The organism is Streptomyces sp. NPDC055506 (genome assembly GCF_053643595.1).
On the sequence record NZ_JBSHKH010000147.1, the window covers coordinates 1 to 19,706 of the forward strand.

The following is a 19,706-nucleotide window of genomic DNA, read 5'->3' on the forward strand; positions in this document are numbered from 1 at the left end:
CGGCCTGGTGGAGCAGGTCCATGCGGTGCTCCACGCCGGGCATGCCGTTCGGGATCTTCGAGAAGTCATCCCGGCCCAGCTCCTTCTGCCCCTTGAAGCAGAACGGGCAGAGGATCACCTCGTAGCGCGGCAGGGAGACGGCGGCAGCGGTGTGGTCACGCATGGCGGTCTCCCTTCATTCGTCACGACGGTGCGCGCCGCTCACGTCGTGGGCGGCGCCGGGTACTCGGTGAGTGTAGGGAGGTCGGCGGGAAGCGGGCCAGGGATTATTCCGGTGGGGTCGGGGTGTCGTGGGTCCGGTACATCGCCTGGACGTCCAGCTCCAGTTGGACCGTCGGCCCGACCACCGCGATGCCCCGGGCCAGCATGGTGCGCCAGTTGAGGGTGTAGTCCTCGCGGTGCAGCTCCGCCGTCGCCAGGGCCGCGCAGCGCAGCTCCTGCCCGTAGCCGCCGTTCACCGTGCCGAGATACGTCGTGTCGAGCGAGACGGAGCGGCTCACGCCGTGCATCGTGAGGGAGCCAAGCAGTGACCACTTGCTGCCGCCGCGATAGGCGAAGCGGGTGCTGTTGAAGTCGATGTACGGGAAGCGTTCGACGTCGAGGAAGTCGGCGGAGCGCAGATGGTTGTCGCGGGTGGTGTTGCCGGTCGTGATGCTGGCGGCATCGATGCGGACGGACACGCGCGAGGCGGTCATGTCCTGGGCGACCTGGATCCCGCCGTCGAAGCGTTCGAAACGGCCGTGGACGTTCGCCATGCCGACGTGCTTGGCGATGAACCGGATCGCGGTGTGCGGCGGATCGAAGAGCCACGTTCCGGGCGCCGGCAACTGGAGCGCCTCGGCCGGCTGCAGCCAGACGCGTTCGGTGGGCGCCGATACGCCGGTGCCGATCTCGATCGTCTCGCGGTGCGGCCGCAGGCCCTCCGCCGCGACCATCAGGCTGTACCGGCCGGGCGGCAGCGCGGCGAGGAAGTAGCCGTAGGGGTCGGTTGTCCCGCGGGCGGCCACCCGGTGGGTGTCCAGGGCGGTGACGGTGACGTCCGCGGCCGCCAGGGGCGAGCCCATCGGGTCCACGACCTCACGGGCCACGGCACCCGCGCCGGACGGAAGGGGGAGCGCGAGGCCCGCCGCCGCGGCGGAGGCGCCCTTGAGCCGCCGGCGCCGGAGCAGTGCGAGGGCCATGATGTTCACCTTTCATCAGGTGGCACGGCCGTAGGCACGGCGGTTGAGCGCACGCCGACGGCCGCACCCTGTTGCGGTCACACCCCCCTTTTCGATCTTGCGGCACCGGGCTCCGGGACGGGTGTCTCAATACGAGACAGTCAGGGCGAGACAGTCAGGGCGAGACAGTCAGGCCTGTTGCCGGAAGACGTCGGCGTGTTCGCCGGCCCACTGGGCGAAGGTGCGGGCCGGGCGGCCGGTGACCTTCTCGACGGTGCCGGACACCGTACGGCCCACCTCCGGTGTGTTCCCGTAGGCCTCGAGGAGGAAGCCGATCACGTCCTCGGGGAGGAACGCTGCCCGCCACTGGGCGACGGCCTGCTCCTCGGTCAGTTCGACGAAGGCGATCTCCCGGCCGGCGGCGTCGGCGACGGCCGCCACCTTGTCGCCGACGGTGAGCACTTCGGGGCCGGTGATCACGTACTCCTGGCCCGCGTGGCCCTCCTCCGTGAGCGCGACCGCGGCGACGGCGCCGATGTCTCCCTCGTGGACCATGGCACTCAGCCGTGCGACGAACGGCTCCCGTACCTCGCCCGCGGCCTGGATCCCGTCCGCCCACTCCAGGGCGTTGGCCATGAACTCGACGGGCATGAGCACGGTCCAGCTCACTCCGTCGTCGCCGCGCACCGCGTCCTCCAGCGGGGTGGGCCCGCCGCCGTGCAGCACGGTGACCCGGCGGACACCGGCCGAGCGGGCCAGTTCCAGGATCCGGGGGCCGGTCTCCAGCGGGGTGAAGGCGGCTCCGCCGAAGGTGATCAGGTGGAGGCCGGTGATCCCCGCCAGGGCGGGGGCCAGGCTGTCGGGGTCGGTCAGGTCGCCCTCGACGACCTCGACACCGGCCGGGAAGGCGGCTTTCCCGGCGTCACGTGTGAGGGCGCGGACCGCGTGGCCCCGGGCGAGCAGTTCGGCGACCACCTGGCGGCCGACGGTTCCGGTGGCACCGGTGACAAGAATCTTCTGCGTCTGCGTCATGCCTCGACCGTAGGAATCCTTGCGGTCACCTTCTGTCCGCGAAGTCCCGCCGCCGGCGTTCTCGAAGGCGTCCCATGCCGCCGCGAATCCGCCGGCCAGGATCGCTCAGCCGAGTACGACGGTCAGGGAGGGACACGTGCGAGCGTCGGTCGTCTGGATTCCGTCGCGTGCCTTGACCTGGGCTGACCTCCGTGCGGATTTCCCGGACAGGCCTAGGCGGGCCGGTATCGGTCCCGGACCTCGGGGCGTTGCCGGAAGCCGGCCGCCTGGTAGGTGGCGACGGCGCCGACGTTGGAGCTCGGGGTGCAGACGAGCGCGCTCGAAGAGCCCAGTTCCTGGAGTGCGGCCGCCGCGGCGACGGTGATCGCCTTGCCGTAGCCCTGACCGCGGTGTTCCCGGTGCACGCCCATCGGTTCGAGCAGCCCGGGCCTCCCCTGACCTGCCGACCACACCGTGACCGCGGCCACCGCGTTGCCCCGGTCGTCGTAGGCGACCAGACACCGGGCGTCGGCGTACGGCACTCCGGCCGCCATCGCGTGCCAGTGCTCGTCCCTGAACGTCGACCCGTCGAACGACGCCCACTGCACGGCGGTCCGCACCCCCGCCCGCTCCGGCCCGGCCACCTCGATCCGCACGCCCGGGTCCTTCACCGGCTCCGTGAGGTCGCGGCGCAGCGGGGTCCACGGCTCGTCGGTGTGCCAGCCCTCCTCGCACAGCAGGTCCTGGACCAGCGCACCCGTCGGCGCCTCGACGTTCACCTTCCCCTCGGGCAGCACGCCGCGTTCCGGATCGATCACGTCCGCGACGAGCTGCCTCGCCAGCTCCTCGTCCCCGTGGCCGCCCGGCACGATCGTCAGGCGCAACAGCCCGGGACTGTCCAGCAGCCCGACCGCGAGGATCCGTCCGCCCCGGCGCCAGGTCCGGACCGCCGCGGCGGTCGCTTCGGCGCCTGCCCGCCAGAACCAGCCCAGGTCGCCAGGGTGCAGTTGCGTCGGCGCCCCCTCGTACTGCCACTCCCGCAGTACGCCGACGGCCTCGCTCAGACCGTCGGCTCCCGGCTCACCCAAGACAATCGCCATGCCCCGATGACACACCACGGCACCGACAGCCCGCACCCGGGTTTCCGGCCGGCAGAAGGCACGGCCTAGACGGCGGGCTCCGGCGGCCCTCCCTCGTACGCCGCCCGCAGCACGGTCCGGGCCCCGTCCGCCGTCACCGGGCGCGGATTGGCGTACGGCTCGCCCGCGACCCGAGTCGCCGCCGGTGCCACGTCGGCTTCCCTGAGGCCGAGTTCAGCGAGGGACCGCGGTGCGCCGAGGCGTCCGGCCAGCTCCCACAGGGCGCGCGGCACGTCGTCGGTGCCGAGGGCCCGCCCCAGCACGGTCAACGCCTGCGGGGTGGCGGGGGCGTTGTAGGCAAGGGCGTACGGCAGCACCACGGTGTGCGTCTCGGCGTGCGGCAGCCCGAAGGTGCCGCCCAGCACGTGGCACAGCTTGTGGTGGAGCCCCATCGTGGTCGAGCCGAGGCACGCGCCGCACAGCCACGCCGCGTACAGCGCCCGGCTGCGCGCGTCCAGGTCCCGTGGGTCGGCTGCCAGGTGCGGCAGCGCCCCGGCCATCGCCCGTACGCCCTCCTCGGCCATGACCGAGACCAACGGCGAGGCGTCCGGGGCGTACAGCGCCTCGACGGCGTGCGCGAGCGCGTTGACGCCACTGGTGACGGTCAGCGGTACGGGCAGGGAGAGGGTGAGCCGGGGGTCGTAGACGACGCTGCGGGGCTGGACGACCGGGTCGCGTCCGGTGCGTTTGGCGCCGTGCTCGGTCAGGCCCCAGACCGGTGTCATCTCGGATCCCGAGTAGGTCGACGGCACGGCGATCAGCGGCAGCCCGGTGCGCAGGGCGATGGCCTTGCCGAGCCCGATCGCGGAACCGCCGCCGACCGCGACACACCCGTCCGCCCCGGCCGCGCGCGCCACCTCGACGGCCCGGTCGGCGTCCTCGGCGGGCACGTGCATCCGGGCCTCGGCGTGCAGTCCCGCACAGGTGTCGCCGAGCGCGTCCGCGACCGCCCGGGCGACCGGTTCGCCCCTGCTGCCGCACACCACGAGCAGTCGCCGCAGGCCCAGGCGTGCGGCCTCGTCCGGGGTCGCGGTGACGGCCGCGCCGGGCCGGAAGACGACCCGTACGGGCCGGGTCTCGTACGAGAACTCGCTCTGGAACGTCATGCGGCACGCTCCAGCACGAGGTCGAAGCGGGCGAGCCGGAACGGGTTCGGCACACCGAACCTCTCTGCCAGGGAGGGGTCGTCGGTCTCCGCGAAGTCCTGGACCAGGCTCTGCTTCACGGCGAACACCGCGTCGGAGTCCAGGTACTCCCCGCCCGCCACGAAGATGTGCGTGGTGACCGGCGTGTGGCCCTCGGCCGTGGCGATGAAGTGGATGTGCGCGGGACGGTAGGGGTGCCGTCCGGTCGCGCGCAGCAGACCGCCGACCGGACCGTCGGTGGGGATGGGGTACGCGGCCGGAACGCAGGTGCGGAACCAGAAGCGGCCCTCGGCGTCGGCGGTGAACAGCCCGCGTCCGTTGCCGGCGGGCTGGACGCCGGGCTGCTGGACGTCGTAGAAGCCCTTGTCGTCGGCCTGCCAGACGTCGACGACGGCGCCGGGCAGCGGTGTGCCGTCCCGCGCCAGCACCCGGCCGCTGACCACGCATTTCTCGCCGCCGCCCACCAGGTCGATGTCGTCGCCGAGTTCACGGACCGGCGACTCGGTCATGTGGAAGGGACCCAGCACGGTCGATTCGGTGGCCCCGGGCGCACGGTCACCGTGGACGGTCTCCACGAGCATGGACAGGCCGAGCACGTCCGACAGCAGGATGAACTCCTGCCGGGTGTCGGTGCAGGCCTGCCCGGTCGCCGTCAGGAAGGCGATCGCCCGCTCCCACTCCTCCTGCGTGAGCCGGGTCTCACGCGCGAAGTCGTGCAGATGCCGGACGAGTCCGCTGAGCAGCTCGCGCAGCCGCGGATCGGCGGTCGCGCGGAGGCTGGCGAGGGCCTGCTCGGTGACGGCGGCCCCGGTCGTTTCGGTGGTCATCCCGGCTCCTCGTCGTCGACGTCGGGTGCTTCCCCGGTGGCGTCCGCTGGCTTCCCTGATCGCATCCGCTGCCTCCATGATGGCGCGCGCTCAGGCGTGACCGAGGATCCGCCGCAGCGCGTCCGCGAGCAGTTCCCCGGCGTCCGGAGCGACGGAGGCGTGCCGGAAGGCGACGAAGCCGTCGGGGCGTACGAGGAGGGCGCCGGTGTCCGTGATCTCGCGCAGCCGCGCCCAGTCGCCGTACGGGTCCTCGTACTGCTGCCCGGGGCCGATCACCACGGTGGCGATCTCGATGTCCTGGGCCTCGGCCGCGCGCACCCAGTCCTCTCCTCCGATGCCGGTCAGCAGCGTGAAGCGGCCCCGGCCGACCGTGTCGAGGGTGGAGAGCGTGCGGGTGCCGGAGGTGATCCAGGCGTGCGGGAGCCGGGCGCCGGGGCGGGAGGACGGCTGGTGGTGCAGCTCGGGGTCGCGGGCGAAGCCGGGGTCGGGCGTGCCGTCCGGGACGATCGCGGCGGAGCTCTCGGCGGGATAGCGCTGGTTGAGGTCGACGCCGTGCGCGTTGAACTCGTACACCTTGAAGGCGATCGCCTCGCGCAGCTCGGCCCGCTGCTTCTCGGCCGCCTCGGTGGCGTCCTTGCGGGCGGCGATGTTGGCCCACAGCTGCTCGGGGGTCTGCGGGGAGAGCCCGTCGAGGGCCTCGAAGACCGGGGCGGTCTCGCGGATGGACTGGTTGGCGCGGGTGACGATCTGCCGCCCGACCGGGGCGCGCTCGGCGGTGTAGGAGTCCAGCAGGGCGGGTGCGGCGGCGCCGTCGAGGACGAGCTTGAGCTTCCAGGCCAGGTTGTAGGCGTCCTGGATGGAGGTGTTGGACCCGAGGCCGTTGGACGGCGGGTGGCGGTGCACGGCGTCGCCGGCGCAGAAGACGCGGCCGTTGGCATACCTCTCCGCGTACATCTCGTTGACCGTCCAGGCGGAGGACGACTTGACGGTCACGGGGATGTCGTCGTCGCCGACGAGCTTGCGGACGACGGATTCCGCGTACGCGGTGGTCAGGTCGGGGGCGCCCGCGGTGACGTCGTAGCCCCACACGATCAGCCACTCGTTCCAGGGCCGGACACATCGCACCAGTCCCGCGCCGATGCCGCCGACCGTCGCGCCGGGCGCGAGGACCCAGTACAGGGTGGACGGACGGTGGGCGGTGTACTTGGTCAGGTCCGCCTCGAAGACGATGTTGACGCTGCCGGCCACGCCCATCTGGCCGCCCATCGGCAGCCCGGCGTCCGCGGCGACCTTCGACCGTCCGCCGTCGGCGCCGATCAGGTACTTGGCGCGGATCTCGTAGGTGTCCCCGCGCAGCCGGTCGCGGACGGTGGCCGTGACGCCGTCCGCGTCCTGGGTGTGGGAGAGGTACTCGGTCTCGAAACGCAGCCGGGTGCCACGGGCGACGGCCGCGTTCACGAGGACCGGCTCCATGAGGTGCTGTGGCATGTCGCACATGCGGGTGGGGCTGGCGAGTTCGTGTTCCGCCTGGACGAGCGGGTCGTTGCCCCAGGAGCGCACCCGGCCCAGCTCCTCGCCCGCCAGGCTGGTGCAGAACGTCGTGTTGCCCATCAGGTGCTGCGGGGTCGCCTGCGCGATGACCTCCTGCTCCACACCGAGATCGCGCAGCACCTCCATGGTGCGCTGGTTGGTGATGTGCGCGCGGGGCGTGTCGGCGAGGCTCGCGTAGCGGGTCACCACGAGGTTGGGCACGCCGTAGGTGCTCAGGGCGAGCGCGGCCGAGGCACCGGCCGGGCCGCTGCCCACGATCAGGACGTCGGTCTCGACGACGGTGGACACGGGGCGCTCCTGCGGGGGGAATCGGACTTCGGCCATTCATGATCATGGAGGGGATCGGCGGGAGACGGGTGTCTCATTACGAGACAGCGTGTGCGCCGGACGTTCCGGACACGCGCGTCGGACGTTCCGGACACGGCGGTTGTTGTCCGTTCAACGGAACCCGATACGGTGGACATGTCGTGACCACCACAGAGCACACCCCAGCCGCCACCGCCCTCTCCTCGCTGTATGACGCCCGTGAACGCTTCCTGACGGGGCGCCCGTTGCCCGACGGCGTACCGGAGGAGATCGTCGCGGCCTGGCGACGGGCGCGGTTCTTCGGGGTGCCGCACGACTTGAAGGAGCCGGCGTCCCGTCCGGTACGACCGCCGGAGACGGCCCTGCTCGACGCCGCCCGCCCGGTGCTCGAACGGATCGTCCCCGCCCTGGGCGCGGGCCGGTCGCTCCTCATCCTCACCGACGAGCGGCTGCGCGTGCTCTGGACGGCGGGGAGCGTGCCCGGGCTCGAAACCTGTCCCGTCCTGTCGGAGCAGGAGGTCGGCGACAACAGCGCGGCCCTCGCCCTGCGCACTCGGCGCCGGGCCGAGATGCACGGGCCGGAGCACTTCCTCGACCGGTGGCAGGACGTGTCCGCGGTCAGCGTCCCGGTGAGCGACCCGGAGAGTGCGCAGGCTCTCGGCACGGTGACCGTGGCGTCACGGCTGTGCACCACGCCTTCGCCTCATCCGCAGGCGGCACTCGCCGAGGCCGCCGCGGCCGCGGTCGAGACGGAACTGCGCGCGCGGGCGGGCCGGGCCGAGCGGGTGCTGCTGGACGCCTATCTGCGGGCGTCCGGGCCGGACGGAACACACGGCGCGGACCTGGCCGTGGTCGCCCTGGACGGCCGCAACCGGCTGGTCAGCGACGCGGCGCAGCGGTTGCTGACCCCCGAGGTGCTCGAGGCGCTGGAGCGCACGGCGGTGAGCGTACGGCGTGGGGAGGGCGCGGGCGGGGCGGAGGGGTCCTGCGAAGCCGGGCGTACCGCGCGAGTTGGGGGCGGTGCGGGTGAGACGGAAGCGACCGCCCTGCCCGCCCGGCCAGGCGGGCTCACTTCGCGGCTCGATGACGGTGGTGTGAGCGGGGCGGGCGTGACCGAGGGAGCCGGATACACCGCGCGGATCACCCCCGCGCGACTGGACGACGGCACGGTCCTCGGGATCGTCGCCGTCCTGGAACCGGTCGGCGATCCCGTACCGTCGGCGCCGGCCTCGCCGCGCCCGCCCGTCACCCTGGCCGGCTCCTCGGTGCCGTGGCGGCACGCCGTCGCGCGTGCGGCGGAGCTGGCGCGCTCCCCGGAGCCGCTGCTGCTCACCGGTGAGCGCGGAACCGGCAAGTCCGCGCTGGCCCGGGAGTTGCTCGGCCAGGGCACCGTCCGGATCGCCGACGCGGCGCGGGACACCGGGCTCGACGGGGCCCTGACCGAGTGGCCGGCCGACCGGCCGCTCCTGCTGCGGCACGCCGAGCGCCTCGAACAGCCGGGGGTCGCCGCGCTCAACTCCCTGCTCGACACACGCCCTGACGCCCGCGTCCTGGTCACCTACACGCCCGGCGCGCCGGTCGGCCCCTGCCTGCAGCGGCTGCTGGACAAACTGTCCGCCCGCTCGGTGACCCTGCCCCCACTGCGGGAACGCGCCGAGGACATCCGGGAACTGCTGCCGGTCCTCGCGCCCCGGCCGGTGCCCGGACAGCCCCCGCTGTCCTGGACCCTGGACGCGCTGCGCGCGCTCGAGCTTTACCCGTGGCCCGGGAACGTCACCGAGCTGGCCCATGTCGTCCGGGCCCTGGCGGAGCAGCGGCGGATGTCCGGCCCGGTCCGCCGGACCGAACTCCCGGACCCGGTGCGCGAAGGACCGGCCGCGCGGCCCCTCAGCCCGATGGAGCACGCCGAGCGCGCCGCGATCCTGGAGGCACTGCGCCGCCACGGCGGCAACAAGGCACGCGCGGCGGCCGCACTGGGCATCGGCCGGGCGACGCTGTACCGCAAGCTGCGGGGATACAGGGAGTGAGCAAACAGCTCGGGCGGGCCGGGAGATTTCCCGACCCGCCCGAGCTGGTCTGTGTCCGAGGGGGGACTTGAACCCCCACGCCCGATAAAGGGCACTAGCACCTCAAGCTAGCGCGTCTGCCATTCCGCCACCCGGACCAGGTGTCTGTCGCCTTGCCAGGGGTGTTCCCCGCGGCGACATGGACAACAATACCAAGGTTTCGGAGTGCCTTTCACCTGCGTTTCCGTCCGCCTGGCGGGGGTCCGGGACCTCGCGGCCCGATACCCCTAGGGTCGCACCATGAGTGACTGGATGGTTACGCGGAGCCCGGTTCGGGGTCATCGCCCGCGGGCGCTGTCGCCGCTCAGGGAGCATCTCCGGGACACGTTCTGGTTCGCTCCCACCCTGGCCATGGTGGGCGTCTTCGTGGTCTGGGCCGGGGCGCAGGCTCTCGACACGGTCATCGTCGACACGCTCCAGGAGGACGGCGACTACGAGACGCTGGACGAGCTGCTGCGGTTCGCGGAGGACGCGAAGGCCGTCGTGACCGCGGTCGGCTCGGCGATGATGACCTTCATCGGTGTGGTCTTCAGCATCTCGCTGGTGGCCGTACAGATGGCGAGCGGGCAGTTCACCCCGCGCGTGGTGCGGCTCTTCGTGCGGAGCCGGATCACCAAGGCGACCTTCGCGGTGTTCCTGGCGACCTTCGTGCTGACCCTGCTGGTGCTGACCTCCTTCGACACCGCCGACGATCCCCGTGCCGTGACGTCGGTACCGCTGGTGCAGTCGGTCCTCACGCTCTGCATGGTCGCGCTGAGCCTGTTCCTCTTCGTGCTGTACGTGAACACCACCCTGCGGCTGATGCGGATCAGCCATGTCATCGCGCGGATCGCCACGGAGTCCTTCCGGGTGGCCGCCTCGATGCCCGTGCCGGCGGGCGGACCCGACGGGCCCGAAGCCGCTCTCCTCGGTCCCGCGACGGCGTGGGTTCCGCACGAGGGCCGGGCGGGTGTGCTGCGGGACGTGCACATCGCGCGCTTGGTACGAGTGGCGCGCAAGCACGGGGTCGTGCTGCGGCTGATCCCCAGGATCGGGGACTTCGTGGTGCCCGGCACGCCCGTGCTGGCGGTCCACGGCGGGCCGGCCCCGCCACGCGGGGCACTGCGCTACACGGCCTCGGTCGGGGTGGAGCGGACCTACCACCAGGATCTCGGCTTCGGCCTGCGCCAGTTGTCCGACATCGCGTTGCGCGCACTGTCGTCCGCGATCAACGATCCGACGACGGCCGTCCAGGCGCTGGACCGCATCATCCAGTTCCTGGCCTCGCTGAGCCGGCGCCCGCTGGACGCCGCCCTGCACCGGGACCGGGCCGGTGCGGTGCGGCTGGTGCAGCCCGTGCCGGGGTGGACCGAGCTGGTGGATCTGGGGTTCACCGAGGTACGGGGGTGCGCCACCGGGAGCCCGCAGGTCTCCCGGCGCATGCTGGCCGGACTGGACGACCTGCTCCTGCTCGTGCCGGCGGAACGGCGCGAGCCGCTGCTGCGCCACCGCGAACTGCTCCGCCAGGCGGTCGACCAGGCCGAACCGTCCCCCTCGGACCGCGCGTTCGCCCTGCGCCCGGACCGGCAGGGCATCGGCTGAGTCCGAGAGGGTCCCTCCTCACGGCAGGAGCTGGTACTCCGGGAAGTTGCCCGGCGGCCGCTCCCCAGCCGGTCCCCGCGTCACCGCCCGCACCAGCAGCTCGCCGCCGACGAACGCGCCGCGCCACGACGCGCCGAGCCCGCCGAAGAGCTCGTCGCGGTCGCCGCGGGAGCGGGGCCGGCCGTGGCCGACCTTGAAGGCGCGGATGTGCGGGGCGAGTCGCTCATAGGTGGCCCGGTCGTCGGTGGACAGCGTGGCCACGAGCGCGCCGTTCGAGGCGTTCATCGCGGCGAGCAGCTCCGCCTCCGTGTCGACCAGGACGATGGTGTCGACCGGGCCGAACGGCTCCGCGTGGTGCAGCGGAGAGGACGAGGGCGGGTTGAGGAGCGTGACCGGCTGGACGTAGGCCGAGGTGTCCTGGCCGGGCAGGAAGCGGGCGTCGGCCGGGCTGCCGCGGTGCAGTGGCACCGCACCGCGCTCGATCGCCTCGGCGACCTGGTCCTGCAGCTCCTTGGCCTTGGCCGCGTTGATCACCGGCCCGAAGTCCAGCTCGGCGTACGGATCGTCGGGCTGCTCGACGGCGAGCGGGTGGCCGACCCTGACGTCGCGCACCGCCGGGAGGTACGCCGCCAGGAACGCGTCGAACAGGTGCCGCTGGACGACGAAGCGCGGGTACGCCGTGCAGCGCTGCTTGCCGTAGTCGAAGAGCTTGGGGATCACAGCGGTGAGCGCGTCCCAGTCCGAGTGGTTCCAGATGCCCCAGGTGTTGAGTCCTTCCTGTTCGAGTACGTGTCGTTTGCCGAGGTCGGCGACGGCCGTGGCCACCGCGGCGCCGGTGTCGCGGCCGCCGACGAAGGAGACGCAGCCGATCTCCGGCGCCCGCACCAGCGCCTGGGACAGCTCGCCTCCGCTGCCGCTGAGGAGGGTCACGGGGATCCCCTCCCGCGCGGCGAGGGCACTGGCCAGGGTCAGGCAGGCGACACCGCCGTCGGTCGGGGTCTTGGCGATGACCGCGTTGCCTGCCAGTGCCTGTACCAGTAATGCGTGAACGAGCACGCTCATCGGGTAGTTCCAGCTGGCGATGTTGGACACCGGGCCGTCCAGCGGGGCCCGGCCGGCGACCATCGGTTCGATGCCGTCGACGTACCAGCGGACCCCGTCGATGGCCCGGTCGACGTCCGCCTGGGCGAGCCGCCAGGGCTTGCCGATCTCCCAGACGAGCAGGAGCGCGAGCAGCCGACGGTGTTCGGAGAGGGCGTCGAGCGTGGCGGCGACGCGGGCCCTGCGCTCCGGCAGGGAGACGTGCCGCCAGGCGCGGTGCTGATCGAGGGCCGCGCGGACGGCCCAGCGGGCGGTGGAGCCGTCCAGGCGCGGCGGGCCGGCGATGGGGCTGCCGTCCACCGGGCTGACGGCGGGCAGGACCCTGCCGTCCGCCTGCCAAGCGGAGTTCCAGAGGTTGAGGACCCGGTCGTCGCGGAAGGCCTCGGGCGCGACGGAGAGACAGCGCCGCCACGCGTCGGGCCAGGAGGTGCCGGGTTTGAGGGTGAGGGTGGGTGCCATGGGGTTGCTCCGCTCTCGGTGCACAGTCGGGGGCGGGGGGCAGTCCTTCTTGGGGGAAGTCTTTTTTTGGGGGGAAGTCCCTTTTGGGGGGTGACGGCTAACGGCCTTCGAGGCGCGCCAGCACGAGGTTCGCGGTCTCGGTCGGTGTGCTTCCCACGCTCACCCCGACCGCCTCCAGCGCCTCCTTCTTCGCCTGCGCGGTACCGGACGAGCCGGACACGATCGCGCCCGCGTGGCCCATGGTCTTGCCCTCGGGCGCGGTGAACCCGGCGATGTAGCCGACGACCGGCTTGGTGACGTGCTCGCGGATGTACGCCGCCGCCCGTTCCTCCGCGTCGCCGCCGATCTCGCCGATGAGGACGATCAGTTCGGTGTCGGGATCGTCCTGGAAGGCTGCGAGGCAGTCGATGTGCGTGGTGCCGACGACCGGGTCACCGCCGATGCCGACGCAGGTGGAGAAGCCGATGTCGCGCAGCTCGTACATGAGCTGGTAGGTCAGCGTGCCCGACTTGGAGACCAGGCCGATACGGCCCGGCTTGGTGATGTCGGCCGGGATGATGCCCGCGTTGGACTGGCCGGGAGTGATGAGTCCCGGGCAGTTGGGCCCGACGACGCGGGTGCCCTGCTGCTTGGCGTACGCGGTGAAGGTGACGGAGTCGTGGACGGGGATGCCCTCGGTGATGACGACCGCGAGGCCGATGCCCGCGTCGGCCGCTTCGACGACGGCCGCCTTGGCGAAGGCGGGCGGTACGAAGACGACGGTGACGTCCGCCCCGGTCTCGCGTATGCCGTCGGCGACCGAGCCGAAGACCGGCACGGCACGGTCGTCGAAGTCGACCGTGCGGCCCGCCTTGCGCGGGTTGACGCCGCCGACGACGTTCGTGCCGGCCGCGAGCATGCGCCGGGTGTGCTTCATGCCCTCGCCGCCGGTCATGCCCTGGACGAGGACCTTGCTCTCCTTGGTGAGGTAGATGGCCATGGCGTTCCCTCTCCTCAGGCCGCGGTGGCGAGTTCGGCGGCGCGGCGTGCGGCGCCGTCCATGGTGTTGACCTGCTGGACGAGCGGATGCGCGTGCTCGTCGAGGACGGCCCGGCCGCGGGCCGCGTTGTTGCCGTCGAGGCGCACGACGAGCGGCTTGGTGAGGCGGACGGTGTCCAGGGCCTTGACGATGCCCTCGGCGACCGCGTCGCAGGCGGTGATCCCGCCGAAGACATTGACGAAGACGGACTTCACGGCCGGGTCGGAGAGGATCAGCGACAGTCCGTCCGCCATGACCTGGGCGCTCGCTCCGCCTCCGATGTCGAGGAAGTCGGCGGGACGGGCGCCACAGCCCGCGACCACGTCCAGGGTCGACATGACGAGTCCGGCGCCGTTGCCGATGATGCCGACCTCGCCGTCGAGCTTGACGTAGTTGAGGCCCTTGGCGGCAGCGGCGGCCTCGAGTGCGTCGTCGTGCCCCCTTTCCTCGGCACCCCATCGCGCCTGCCGGAAACGGGCGTTGTCGTCGAGGGTGACCTTGCCGTCGAGGGCGAGGATCTGTCCCTGCCGGGTGCGGACGAGCGGATTCACCTCCACGAGCAGGGCGTCCTCCCGGACCATGACATCCCAGAGACGTACGAGGACGTCGACGCACTGCGCCGGCAGCCCGGCCGCCTCGGCGATCGCTCCCGCCTTCGCCGACGTCACGCCCTCGGCGGGGTCGACGGGGATGCGCGCCACGGCCTCGGGGCGGGTGGCGGCGACCTCTTCGATGTCCATGCCGCCCTCCGCGGAGGCGATGGCGAGGAAGCGGCCCGCAGCACGGTCGAGAACGTAGGAGACATAGAACTCCTCCTCGATGGCCACGGGTTGGGCGAGCATGACCGTGCCGACCGTGTGGCCCTTGATGTCCATGCCGAGGATCTGGCGTGCGGTCAGCTCCGCCGCTGCCGGGTCGGCGGCGAGCTTCACACCGCCCGCCTTGCCGCGTCCTCCGGTCTTCACCTGGGCCTTGACCACGACCCGTCCGCCGAGGCGGCGTGCGATCTCGCGGGCCTCCTTGGCCGAGTCCGTCACCTCGGCCATCGGGACCAAGATGCCGTGTTCTTCGAAGAGTTCCCTTGCCTGGTGTTCGTACAGGTCCATTTCCGGCTCCTGACTGAAAGTGCCGCACGCCCCCTGGACACCACCCACCGGATGCGGGATAACAAGCTTCATACAGTATTCGTCGACTGTATGCAATGTACCGCGAGCCGTTCCAACCCCCTACGAAGGGACAGGACTTCGCCATGCCCGACGACACCCAGGACTTGATTTCCGGTGGTCATCTCGTAGCCAAGGCGCTGAAGGCCGAGGGGGTCGACCGCATCTACACGCTGTGCGGCGGCCACATCATCGACATCTACGACGGCTGCGTCGACGAGGGCATCGAGGTCGTCGACGTACGCCACGAACAGGTCGCCGCCCATGCCGCCGACGGCTACGCCCGCATCACCGGCAAGCCCGGCTGTGCGGTGGTCACCGCGGGCCCGGGGACGACCGACGCCGTCACCGGTGTCGCCAACGCCTTCCGCGCCGAGTCCCCCATGCTGCTGATCGGCGGTCAGGGGGCCCTCACTCAGCACAAGATGGGGTCGCTCCAGGACCTGCCGCACGTCGACATGATGAACCCCATCACCAAGTTCGCGGCGACCGTGCCGGACACGGCGCGCGCGGCGGACCTGGTGTCCATGGCGTTCCGCGAGTGCTTCCACGGCGCGCCCGGGCCCTCCTTCCTGGAGATCCCGCGCGATGTGCTGGACGCCAAGGTGCCCGCGGCCAAGGCCCGCGTGCCGCAGTCCGGCGCCTACCGCGCCTCGACCCGCTCGGCCGGCGACCCCGAGGCGGTCGAGAAGCTCGCCGACCTGCTGGTGCACGCCGAGAAGCCGGCCATCCTGCTCGGCAGCCAGGTGTGGACGACCCGGGGCACCGAGTCGGCCATCGAGCTGGTGCGCACCCTGAACATCCCGGCGTACATGAATGGCGCCGGCCGCGGCACCCTCCCGCCCGGCGACCCGCACCACTTCCAGCTGTCCCGGCGGTACGCCTTCTCCAACGCCGACGTGATCGTCATCGTCGGCACGCCCTTCGACTTCCGCATGGGCTACGGCAAGCGGCTGTCGCCGGACGCGACCGTCGTACAGATCGACCTCGACTACCGCACGGTCGGCAAGAACCGCGACATCGACCTCGGCATCGTGGGCGACGCCGGACTGGTCCTGAAGTCCGTGACCGAGGCCGCCTCCGGGCGCATCAACGGCGGTGCGTCCAAGCGCAAGGAGTGGCTGGACGAACTGCGGGCGGCCGAGCAGACCGCTCTGGAGAAGCGGCTGCCGAGCCTGAGGTCAAACGCCTCGCCCATCCACCCGTACCGCCTGGTCAGCGAGATCAACGACTTCCTCACCGAGGACTCGATCTACATCGGCGACGGCGGCGACATCGTCACCTTCTCCGGACAGGTCGTCCAGCCCAAGTCACCCGGGCACTGGATGGACCCGGGTCCCCTGGGCACGCTCGGCGTCGGCGTCCCCTTCGTGCTCGCGGCCAAGCAGGCGCGGCCCGACAAGGAGGTCGTCGCGCTCTTCGGCGACGGCGCGTTCTCCCTCACCGGCTGGGACTTCGAGACGCTCGTCCGCTACGACCTCCCCTTCGTCGGCATCGTCGGCAACAACTCCTCCATGAACCAGATCCGCTACGGCCAGGCCGCCAAGTACGGCAAGGACCGCGAGCGGGTCGGCAACACCCTCGGCGACGTCCAGTACGACAAGTTCGCCCAGCTGCTGGGCGGTTACGGCGAGGAGGTCCGCGACCCCGCCGACATCGGCCCGGCCCTGAGGCGCGCTCGCGAGTCCGGCAAGCCGTCCCTGATCAACGTCTGGGTCGACCCCGACGCGTACGCCCCCGGAACCATGAACCAGACCATGTACAAGTGAGGTGCCCCGATGACTGCTCCGTCCACCAAGGCCCTCGAAGGCATCCGCGTCCTGGACATGACCCACGTCCAGTCCGGGCCCTCCGCGACCCAGCTGCTCGCCTGGCTCGGCGCGGACGTCGTCAAGCTGGAGGCGCCGACCGGCGACATCACGCGCAAGCAGCTGCGTGATCTGCCGGACGTCGACTCCCTGTACTTCACGATGCTCAACTGCAACAAGCGGAGCATCACCCTCAACACCAAGACCGAGCGCGGTAAGGAGATCCTCACCGAGCTGATCCGGCGCTCCGACGTCATGGTCGAGAACTTCGGACCGGGCGCGGTCGACCGGATGGGCTTCACCTGGGACCGCATCCAGGAGATCAATCCACGGATCGTCTATGCCTCCATCAAGGGGTTCGGCGAGGGCCCGTACACCAACTTCAAGGCGTACGAGGTCGTCGCGCAGGCCATGGGCGGGTCGATGTCGACCACCGGTTTCGAGGACGGGCCGCCGCTGGCGACGGGAGCCCAGATCGGGGACTCGGGGACCGGGGTGCACGCCGTGGCGGGGATTCTCGCGGCGCTGTACCAACGGGAGAACACCGGACGTGGTCAGCGGGTCAACGTGGCCATGCAGCATGCCGTCCTCAACCTCTGCCGGGTGAAGCTGAGGGATCAGCAGCGGCTGGCACATGGCCCGCTCCGTGAATATCCCAACGAGGACTTCGGCGACGAGGTTCCCAGGTCCGGAAACGCGTCCGGCGGCGGCCAGCCCGGCTGGGCGGTCAAGTGCGCGCCGGGCGGCCCGAACGACTACGTCTACGTCATCGTGCAGCCCGTCGGCTGGCAGCCGCTCAGCGAGCTCATCGGCCGGCCCGAGCTGGCCGACGACCCCGAGTGGGCGACGCCCGAGGCCCGGCTGCCCAAGCTGAACAAGATGTTCCAGCTGATCGAGGAGTGGTCCTCGACGCTGCCCAAGTGGGAGGTGCTGGAGCAGCTCAACCGGCACAACATCCCGTGCGGGCCGATCCTGTCCACCCGGGAGATCATCGAGGACCGGTCGCTGGTCGCCAACGAGATGGTCGTCACCGTCCCGCACCCGCAGCGGGGCGAGTTCGTGACCGTCGGCAGCCCGCTCAAGCTGTCCGACTCCCCCGTCGAGGTGACCGGTTCACCGCTGCTCGGCGAGCACAACGAAGAGGTCTACATCGGCGAACTCGGTCTCGGTGACGAGGAAGTGCGCCTGCTCAAGTCGAACGGAGTGATCTGACGTGATGGCAGAAGACCGCCTCCTGCGGGTGCGCGGCCTCCTCGACTCCGTGCGGGCCGAGGGGCGGACCGCGCTGACCGCGCCCGAGGGCAAGGTGATCGCCGACGCGTACGGGATCGCCGTGCCGGGCGAGGAGCTGGCGACCGACGTCGAGGAGGCCGTGGCGTACGCGGCGCGCTTCGGCGGGCCCGTCGTGATGAAGATCGTCTCGCCCGACATCCTGCACAAGACCGACGCCGGCGGGGTGATCGTCGGCGTCGAGGGGTCCGCGGACGTGCGGACCGCGTTCCACACCATCGTCGACAACGCGCGTGCCTACGCCGCCGATGCGCGCATCGACGGGGTCCAGGTGCAGGAGCTGCTGCCGAAGGGGCAGGAGGTCATCGTCGGCGCGGTCACGGACCCGACGTTCGGGAAGGTGGTCGCGTTCGGGCTCGGCGGGGTGCTCGTCGAGGTCCTGAAGGACGTCACCTTCCGGCTCGCCCCGGTGGACGCCGACGAGGCGCTGTCGATGCTGGACTCGATCCGCTCGGCGGAGATCCTGCGCGGGGTGCGCGGCCAGGCGGGTGTGGACCGGTGGGCCGTGGCCGAGCAGATCCGCCGGGTGTCCGAACTCGTCGCCGACTTCCCGGAGATCGCCGAGGTGGACCTCAATCCGGTGATCGCGACCGCGGAGGGGGCCGTCGCGGCCGACATCCGGGTGATCCTCGCCGAGTCGCAGCCCCCGCCCCGCCGGCGGTACTCGAGGGACGAGATCCTCACGTCCATGCGCCGGCTGATGCAACCGGGCTCGGTCGCCGTGATCGGCGCCTCCAACGAGCAGGGCAAGATCGGCAACTCGGTGATGCGCAACCTCGTCGACGGGGGCTTCGCCGGGGACATCCACCCGGTGAATCCCAAGGCCGATGACATCCTGGGCCGCAAGGCGTACAAGAGTGTCACGGACGTTCCCGGTGAGGTGGATGTGGCGGTCTTCGCGATCCCCGCCAAGTTCGTGGCCTCGGCCCTGGAGGAGGTGGGACGCAAGAAGATCCCGAACGCCGTGCTGATCCCCTCCGGCTTCGCCGAGACCGGCGAACACGGACTCCAGGCGGAGATCGTGGAGATCGCCGAGCGGCACGGCGTACGGCTGCTGGGGCCGAACATCTACGGCTACTACTCCACCTGGCAGGACCTGTGCGCCACGTTCTGCACGCCGTACGACGTCAAGGGCGGGGTCGCGCTGACCTCGCAGTCGGGCGGCATCGGGATGGCCATCCTGGGCTTCGCGCGCACCACGAAGACGGGCGTGTCGGCGATCGTGGGGCTCGGCAACAAGTCGGACCTGGACGAGGACGATCTGCTGACCTGGTTCGGGGAGGACCCCAACACCCAGTGCATAGCGATGCACCTGGAGGACCTCAAGGACGGGCGTGCCTTCGTGGAGGCCGCGCGGGCGACCGTGCCGAAGAAGCCGGTGGTCGTGCTGAAGGCGGGACGTACGGCGGCGGGCGCGAAGGCGGCCGGTTCGCACACCGGTGCCCTGGCGGGCGACGACGCCGTGTACGACGACATCCTGCGGCAGGCCGGGGTCATCCGGGCTCCCGGGCTGAACGAGATGCTGGAGTACGCGCGCGCGTTGCCGGTGCTGCCCGCCCCCCAGGGCGACAATGTCGTGATCATCACGGGCGCCGGGGGCAGCGGCGTGCTGCTCTCGGACGCGGTGACGGACAACGGCCTGTCGCTGATGGAGATCCCGCCCGATCTGGACGAGGCCTTCCGGAAGTTCATCCCGCCCTTCGGGGCCGCGGGCAACCCGGTGGACATCACCGGGGGCGAGCCGCCGTCGACGTACGAGGCGACGATCCGGCTGGGGATGGAGGACCCCCGCATCCACGCGCTCGTCCTCGGCTACTGGCACACCATCGTCACCCCTCCGATGGTCTTCGCTGAGCTCACCGCGCGCGTGGTGGCCGAGTTCCGGGAGCGCGGGATCGAGAAGCCGGTGGTGGCGTCGCTCGCGGGGGACGTGGAGGTCGAGGAGGCCTGCCAGTACCTCTTCGAGCGCGGGGTCGTGGCGTACCCGTACACGACCGAGAAGCCGGTGGCCGTGCTCGGCGCCAAGTACCGCTGGGCGCGGGAGGCGGCTGTGCTGGGGGGCGGTACATGAGGTGAGGGAG

General features: G+C 71.5%; 14 protein-coding genes and 1 tRNA gene. 5 read left to right on the plus strand and 10 right to left on the minus strand.

Going from position 1 to position 19,706, the window contains the following annotated elements:
- Positions 1-266: 266 nt before the first annotated feature.
- The 6 genes from ACWIF2_RS35135 to ACWIF2_RS35160 all read right to left on the minus strand — a co-directional run bounded on the left by ACWIF2_RS35135 (position 267) and on the right by ACWIF2_RS35160 (position 7,157).
- A complete protein-coding gene (locus tag ACWIF2_RS35135; protein ID WP_454364998.1) occupies positions 267-1,181 on the minus strand; it encodes a YceI family protein in 915 nt (304 codons plus the stop codon).
- Between the two features lie 168 nt (positions 1,182-1,349).
- A complete protein-coding gene (locus tag ACWIF2_RS35140; protein WP_454365000.1) occupies positions 1,350-2,192 on the minus strand; it encodes an NmrA family NAD(P)-binding protein in 843 nt (280 codons plus the stop codon).
- A 212-nt stretch (positions 2,193-2,404) separates the two neighbouring features.
- Complete coding sequence (locus ACWIF2_RS35145) at positions 2,405-3,271, minus strand: GNAT family N-acetyltransferase (RefSeq protein WP_454365002.1); 867 nt, start codon at positions 3,269-3,271, stop codon at positions 2,405-2,407.
- 65 nt (positions 3,272-3,336) lie between these two features.
- On the minus strand, positions 3,337-4,416 hold the full coding sequence (locus ACWIF2_RS35150; protein ID WP_454365004.1) for a maleylacetate reductase: 1,080 nt from the start codon (positions 4,414-4,416) through the stop codon (positions 3,337-3,339).
- Positions 4,413-5,282 (minus strand): intradiol ring-cleavage dioxygenase, encoded by an 870-nt coding sequence (locus ACWIF2_RS35155; RefSeq protein WP_454365006.1) that lies wholly within the window; start codon positions 5,280-5,282, stop codon positions 4,413-4,415. The genes ACWIF2_RS35150 and ACWIF2_RS35155 overlap by 4 nt, the downstream gene beginning before the upstream one ends.
- Before the next feature lie 90 nt (positions 5,283-5,372).
- The gene (locus tag ACWIF2_RS35160) at positions 5,373-7,157 is read right to left on the minus strand and encodes an FAD-dependent oxidoreductase (RefSeq protein ID WP_454365008.1); all 1,785 of its coding nucleotides are present in this window, start codon (positions 7,155-7,157) and stop codon (positions 5,373-5,375) included.
- Positions 7,158-7,300: 143 nt separating this feature from the next.
- Between ACWIF2_RS35160 and ACWIF2_RS35165 the strand changes: the two genes are divergently transcribed.
- Entirely contained in the window at positions 7,301-9,166 is a 1,866-nt protein-coding gene (locus tag ACWIF2_RS35165; protein WP_454365010.1) for a helix-turn-helix domain-containing protein, read from the plus strand.
- Between the two features lie 52 nt (positions 9,167-9,218).
- Here the strand turns inward: ACWIF2_RS35165 and ACWIF2_RS35170 are convergent.
- A tRNA-Leu gene (locus tag ACWIF2_RS35170) sits at positions 9,219-9,303 on the minus strand.
- A gap of 142 nt (positions 9,304-9,445) precedes the next feature.
- Between ACWIF2_RS35170 and ACWIF2_RS35175 the strand changes: the two genes are divergently transcribed.
- On the plus strand, positions 9,446-10,786 hold the full coding sequence (locus tag ACWIF2_RS35175) for a DUF2254 domain-containing protein (protein WP_454365011.1): 1,341 nt from the start codon (positions 9,446-9,448) through the stop codon (positions 10,784-10,786).
- Positions 10,787-10,804: 18 nt separating this feature from the next.
- Here the strand turns inward: ACWIF2_RS35175 and ACWIF2_RS35180 are convergent, their stop codons facing one another.
- The 3 genes from ACWIF2_RS35180 to sucC form a co-directional block, all read right to left on the minus strand.
- Entirely contained in the window at positions 10,805-12,346 is a 1,542-nt protein-coding gene (locus ACWIF2_RS35180) for an aldehyde dehydrogenase family protein (RefSeq protein WP_454365013.1), read from the minus strand.
- 97 nt (positions 12,347-12,443) lie between these two features.
- Entirely contained in the window at positions 12,444-13,325 is an 882-nt protein-coding gene (sucD, locus tag ACWIF2_RS35185) for a succinate--CoA ligase subunit alpha (protein ID WP_454365015.1), read from the minus strand.
- A gap of 14 nt (positions 13,326-13,339) precedes the next feature.
- Positions 13,340-14,470, minus strand: coding sequence for an ADP-forming succinate--CoA ligase subunit beta (gene sucC / locus ACWIF2_RS35190; protein WP_454365016.1), 1,131 nt, complete (start codon positions 14,468-14,470; stop codon positions 13,340-13,342).
- Positions 14,471-14,613: 143 nt separating this feature from the next.
- Here sucC and ACWIF2_RS35195 point away from each other — a divergent pair, with 143 nt between their 5' ends.
- The 3 genes from ACWIF2_RS35195 to ACWIF2_RS35205 are packed head-to-tail and all read left to right on the plus strand — an operon-like array spanning position 14,614 to position 19,696.
- On the plus strand, positions 14,614-16,296 hold the full coding sequence (locus tag ACWIF2_RS35195) for a thiamine pyrophosphate-binding protein (protein ID WP_454365018.1): 1,683 nt from the start codon (positions 14,614-14,616) through the stop codon (positions 16,294-16,296).
- Positions 16,297-16,305: 9 nt separating this feature from the next.
- Positions 16,306-17,547, plus strand: a complete 1,242-nt coding sequence (frc, locus tag ACWIF2_RS35200) for a formyl-CoA transferase (RefSeq protein WP_454365020.1) — start codon at positions 16,306-16,308, stop codon at positions 17,545-17,547.
- Between the two features lie 4 nt (positions 17,548-17,551).
- Positions 17,552-19,696: an acetate--CoA ligase family protein gene (locus ACWIF2_RS35205; protein ID WP_454365022.1), complete on the plus strand. Its 2,145-nt coding sequence runs from the start codon at positions 17,552-17,554 to the stop codon at positions 19,694-19,696.
- The last annotated feature ends 10 nt before the right edge of the window (positions 19,697-19,706 follow it).

Excerpts from the sequence above, each read along its gene's own strand:
- ACWIF2_RS35145 (WP_454365002.1), bottom strand. The coding sequence starts at position 3,271 with ATGGCGATTGTCTTGGGTGAGCCGGGAGCCGACGGTCTGAGCGAGGCC.
- ACWIF2_RS35135 (WP_454364998.1), bottom strand. The coding sequence starts at position 1,181 with ATGGCCCTCGCACTGCTCCGGCGCCGGCGGCTCAAGGGCGCCTCCGCC.
- ACWIF2_RS35195 (WP_454365018.1), top strand. The coding sequence starts at position 14,614 with ATGCCCGACGACACCCAGGACTTGATTTCCGGTGGTCATCTCGTAGCC.
- ACWIF2_RS35150 (WP_454365004.1), bottom strand. The coding sequence starts at position 4,416 with ATGACGTTCCAGAGCGAGTTCTCGTACGAGACCCGGCCCGTACGGGTC.
- frc (WP_454365020.1), top strand. The coding sequence starts at position 16,306 with ATGACTGCTCCGTCCACCAAGGCCCTCGAAGGCATCCGCGTCCTGGAC.
- ACWIF2_RS35175 (WP_454365011.1), top strand. The coding sequence starts at position 9,446 with ATGAGTGACTGGATGGTTACGCGGAGCCCGGTTCGGGGTCATCGCCCG.
- ACWIF2_RS35155 (WP_454365006.1), bottom strand. The coding sequence starts at position 5,282 with ATGACCACCGAAACGACCGGGGCCGCCGTCACCGAGCAGGCCCTCGCC.
- ACWIF2_RS35180 (WP_454365013.1), bottom strand. The coding sequence starts at position 12,346 with ATGGCACCCACCCTCACCCTCAAACCCGGCACCTCCTGGCCCGACGCG.
- sucC (WP_454365016.1), bottom strand. The coding sequence starts at position 14,470 with ATGGACCTGTACGAACACCAGGCAAGGGAACTCTTCGAAGAACACGGC.
- ACWIF2_RS35160 (WP_454365008.1), bottom strand. The coding sequence starts at position 7,157 with ATGGCCGAAGTCCGATTCCCCCCGCAGGAGCGCCCCGTGTCCACCGTC.
- ACWIF2_RS35205 (WP_454365022.1), top strand. The coding sequence starts at position 17,552 with ATGGCAGAAGACCGCCTCCTGCGGGTGCGCGGCCTCCTCGACTCCGTG.
- ACWIF2_RS35140 (WP_454365000.1), bottom strand. The coding sequence starts at position 2,192 with ATGACGCAGACGCAGAAGATTCTTGTCACCGGTGCCACCGGAACCGTC.
- sucD (WP_454365015.1), bottom strand. The coding sequence starts at position 13,325 with ATGGCCATCTACCTCACCAAGGAGAGCAAGGTCCTCGTCCAGGGCATG.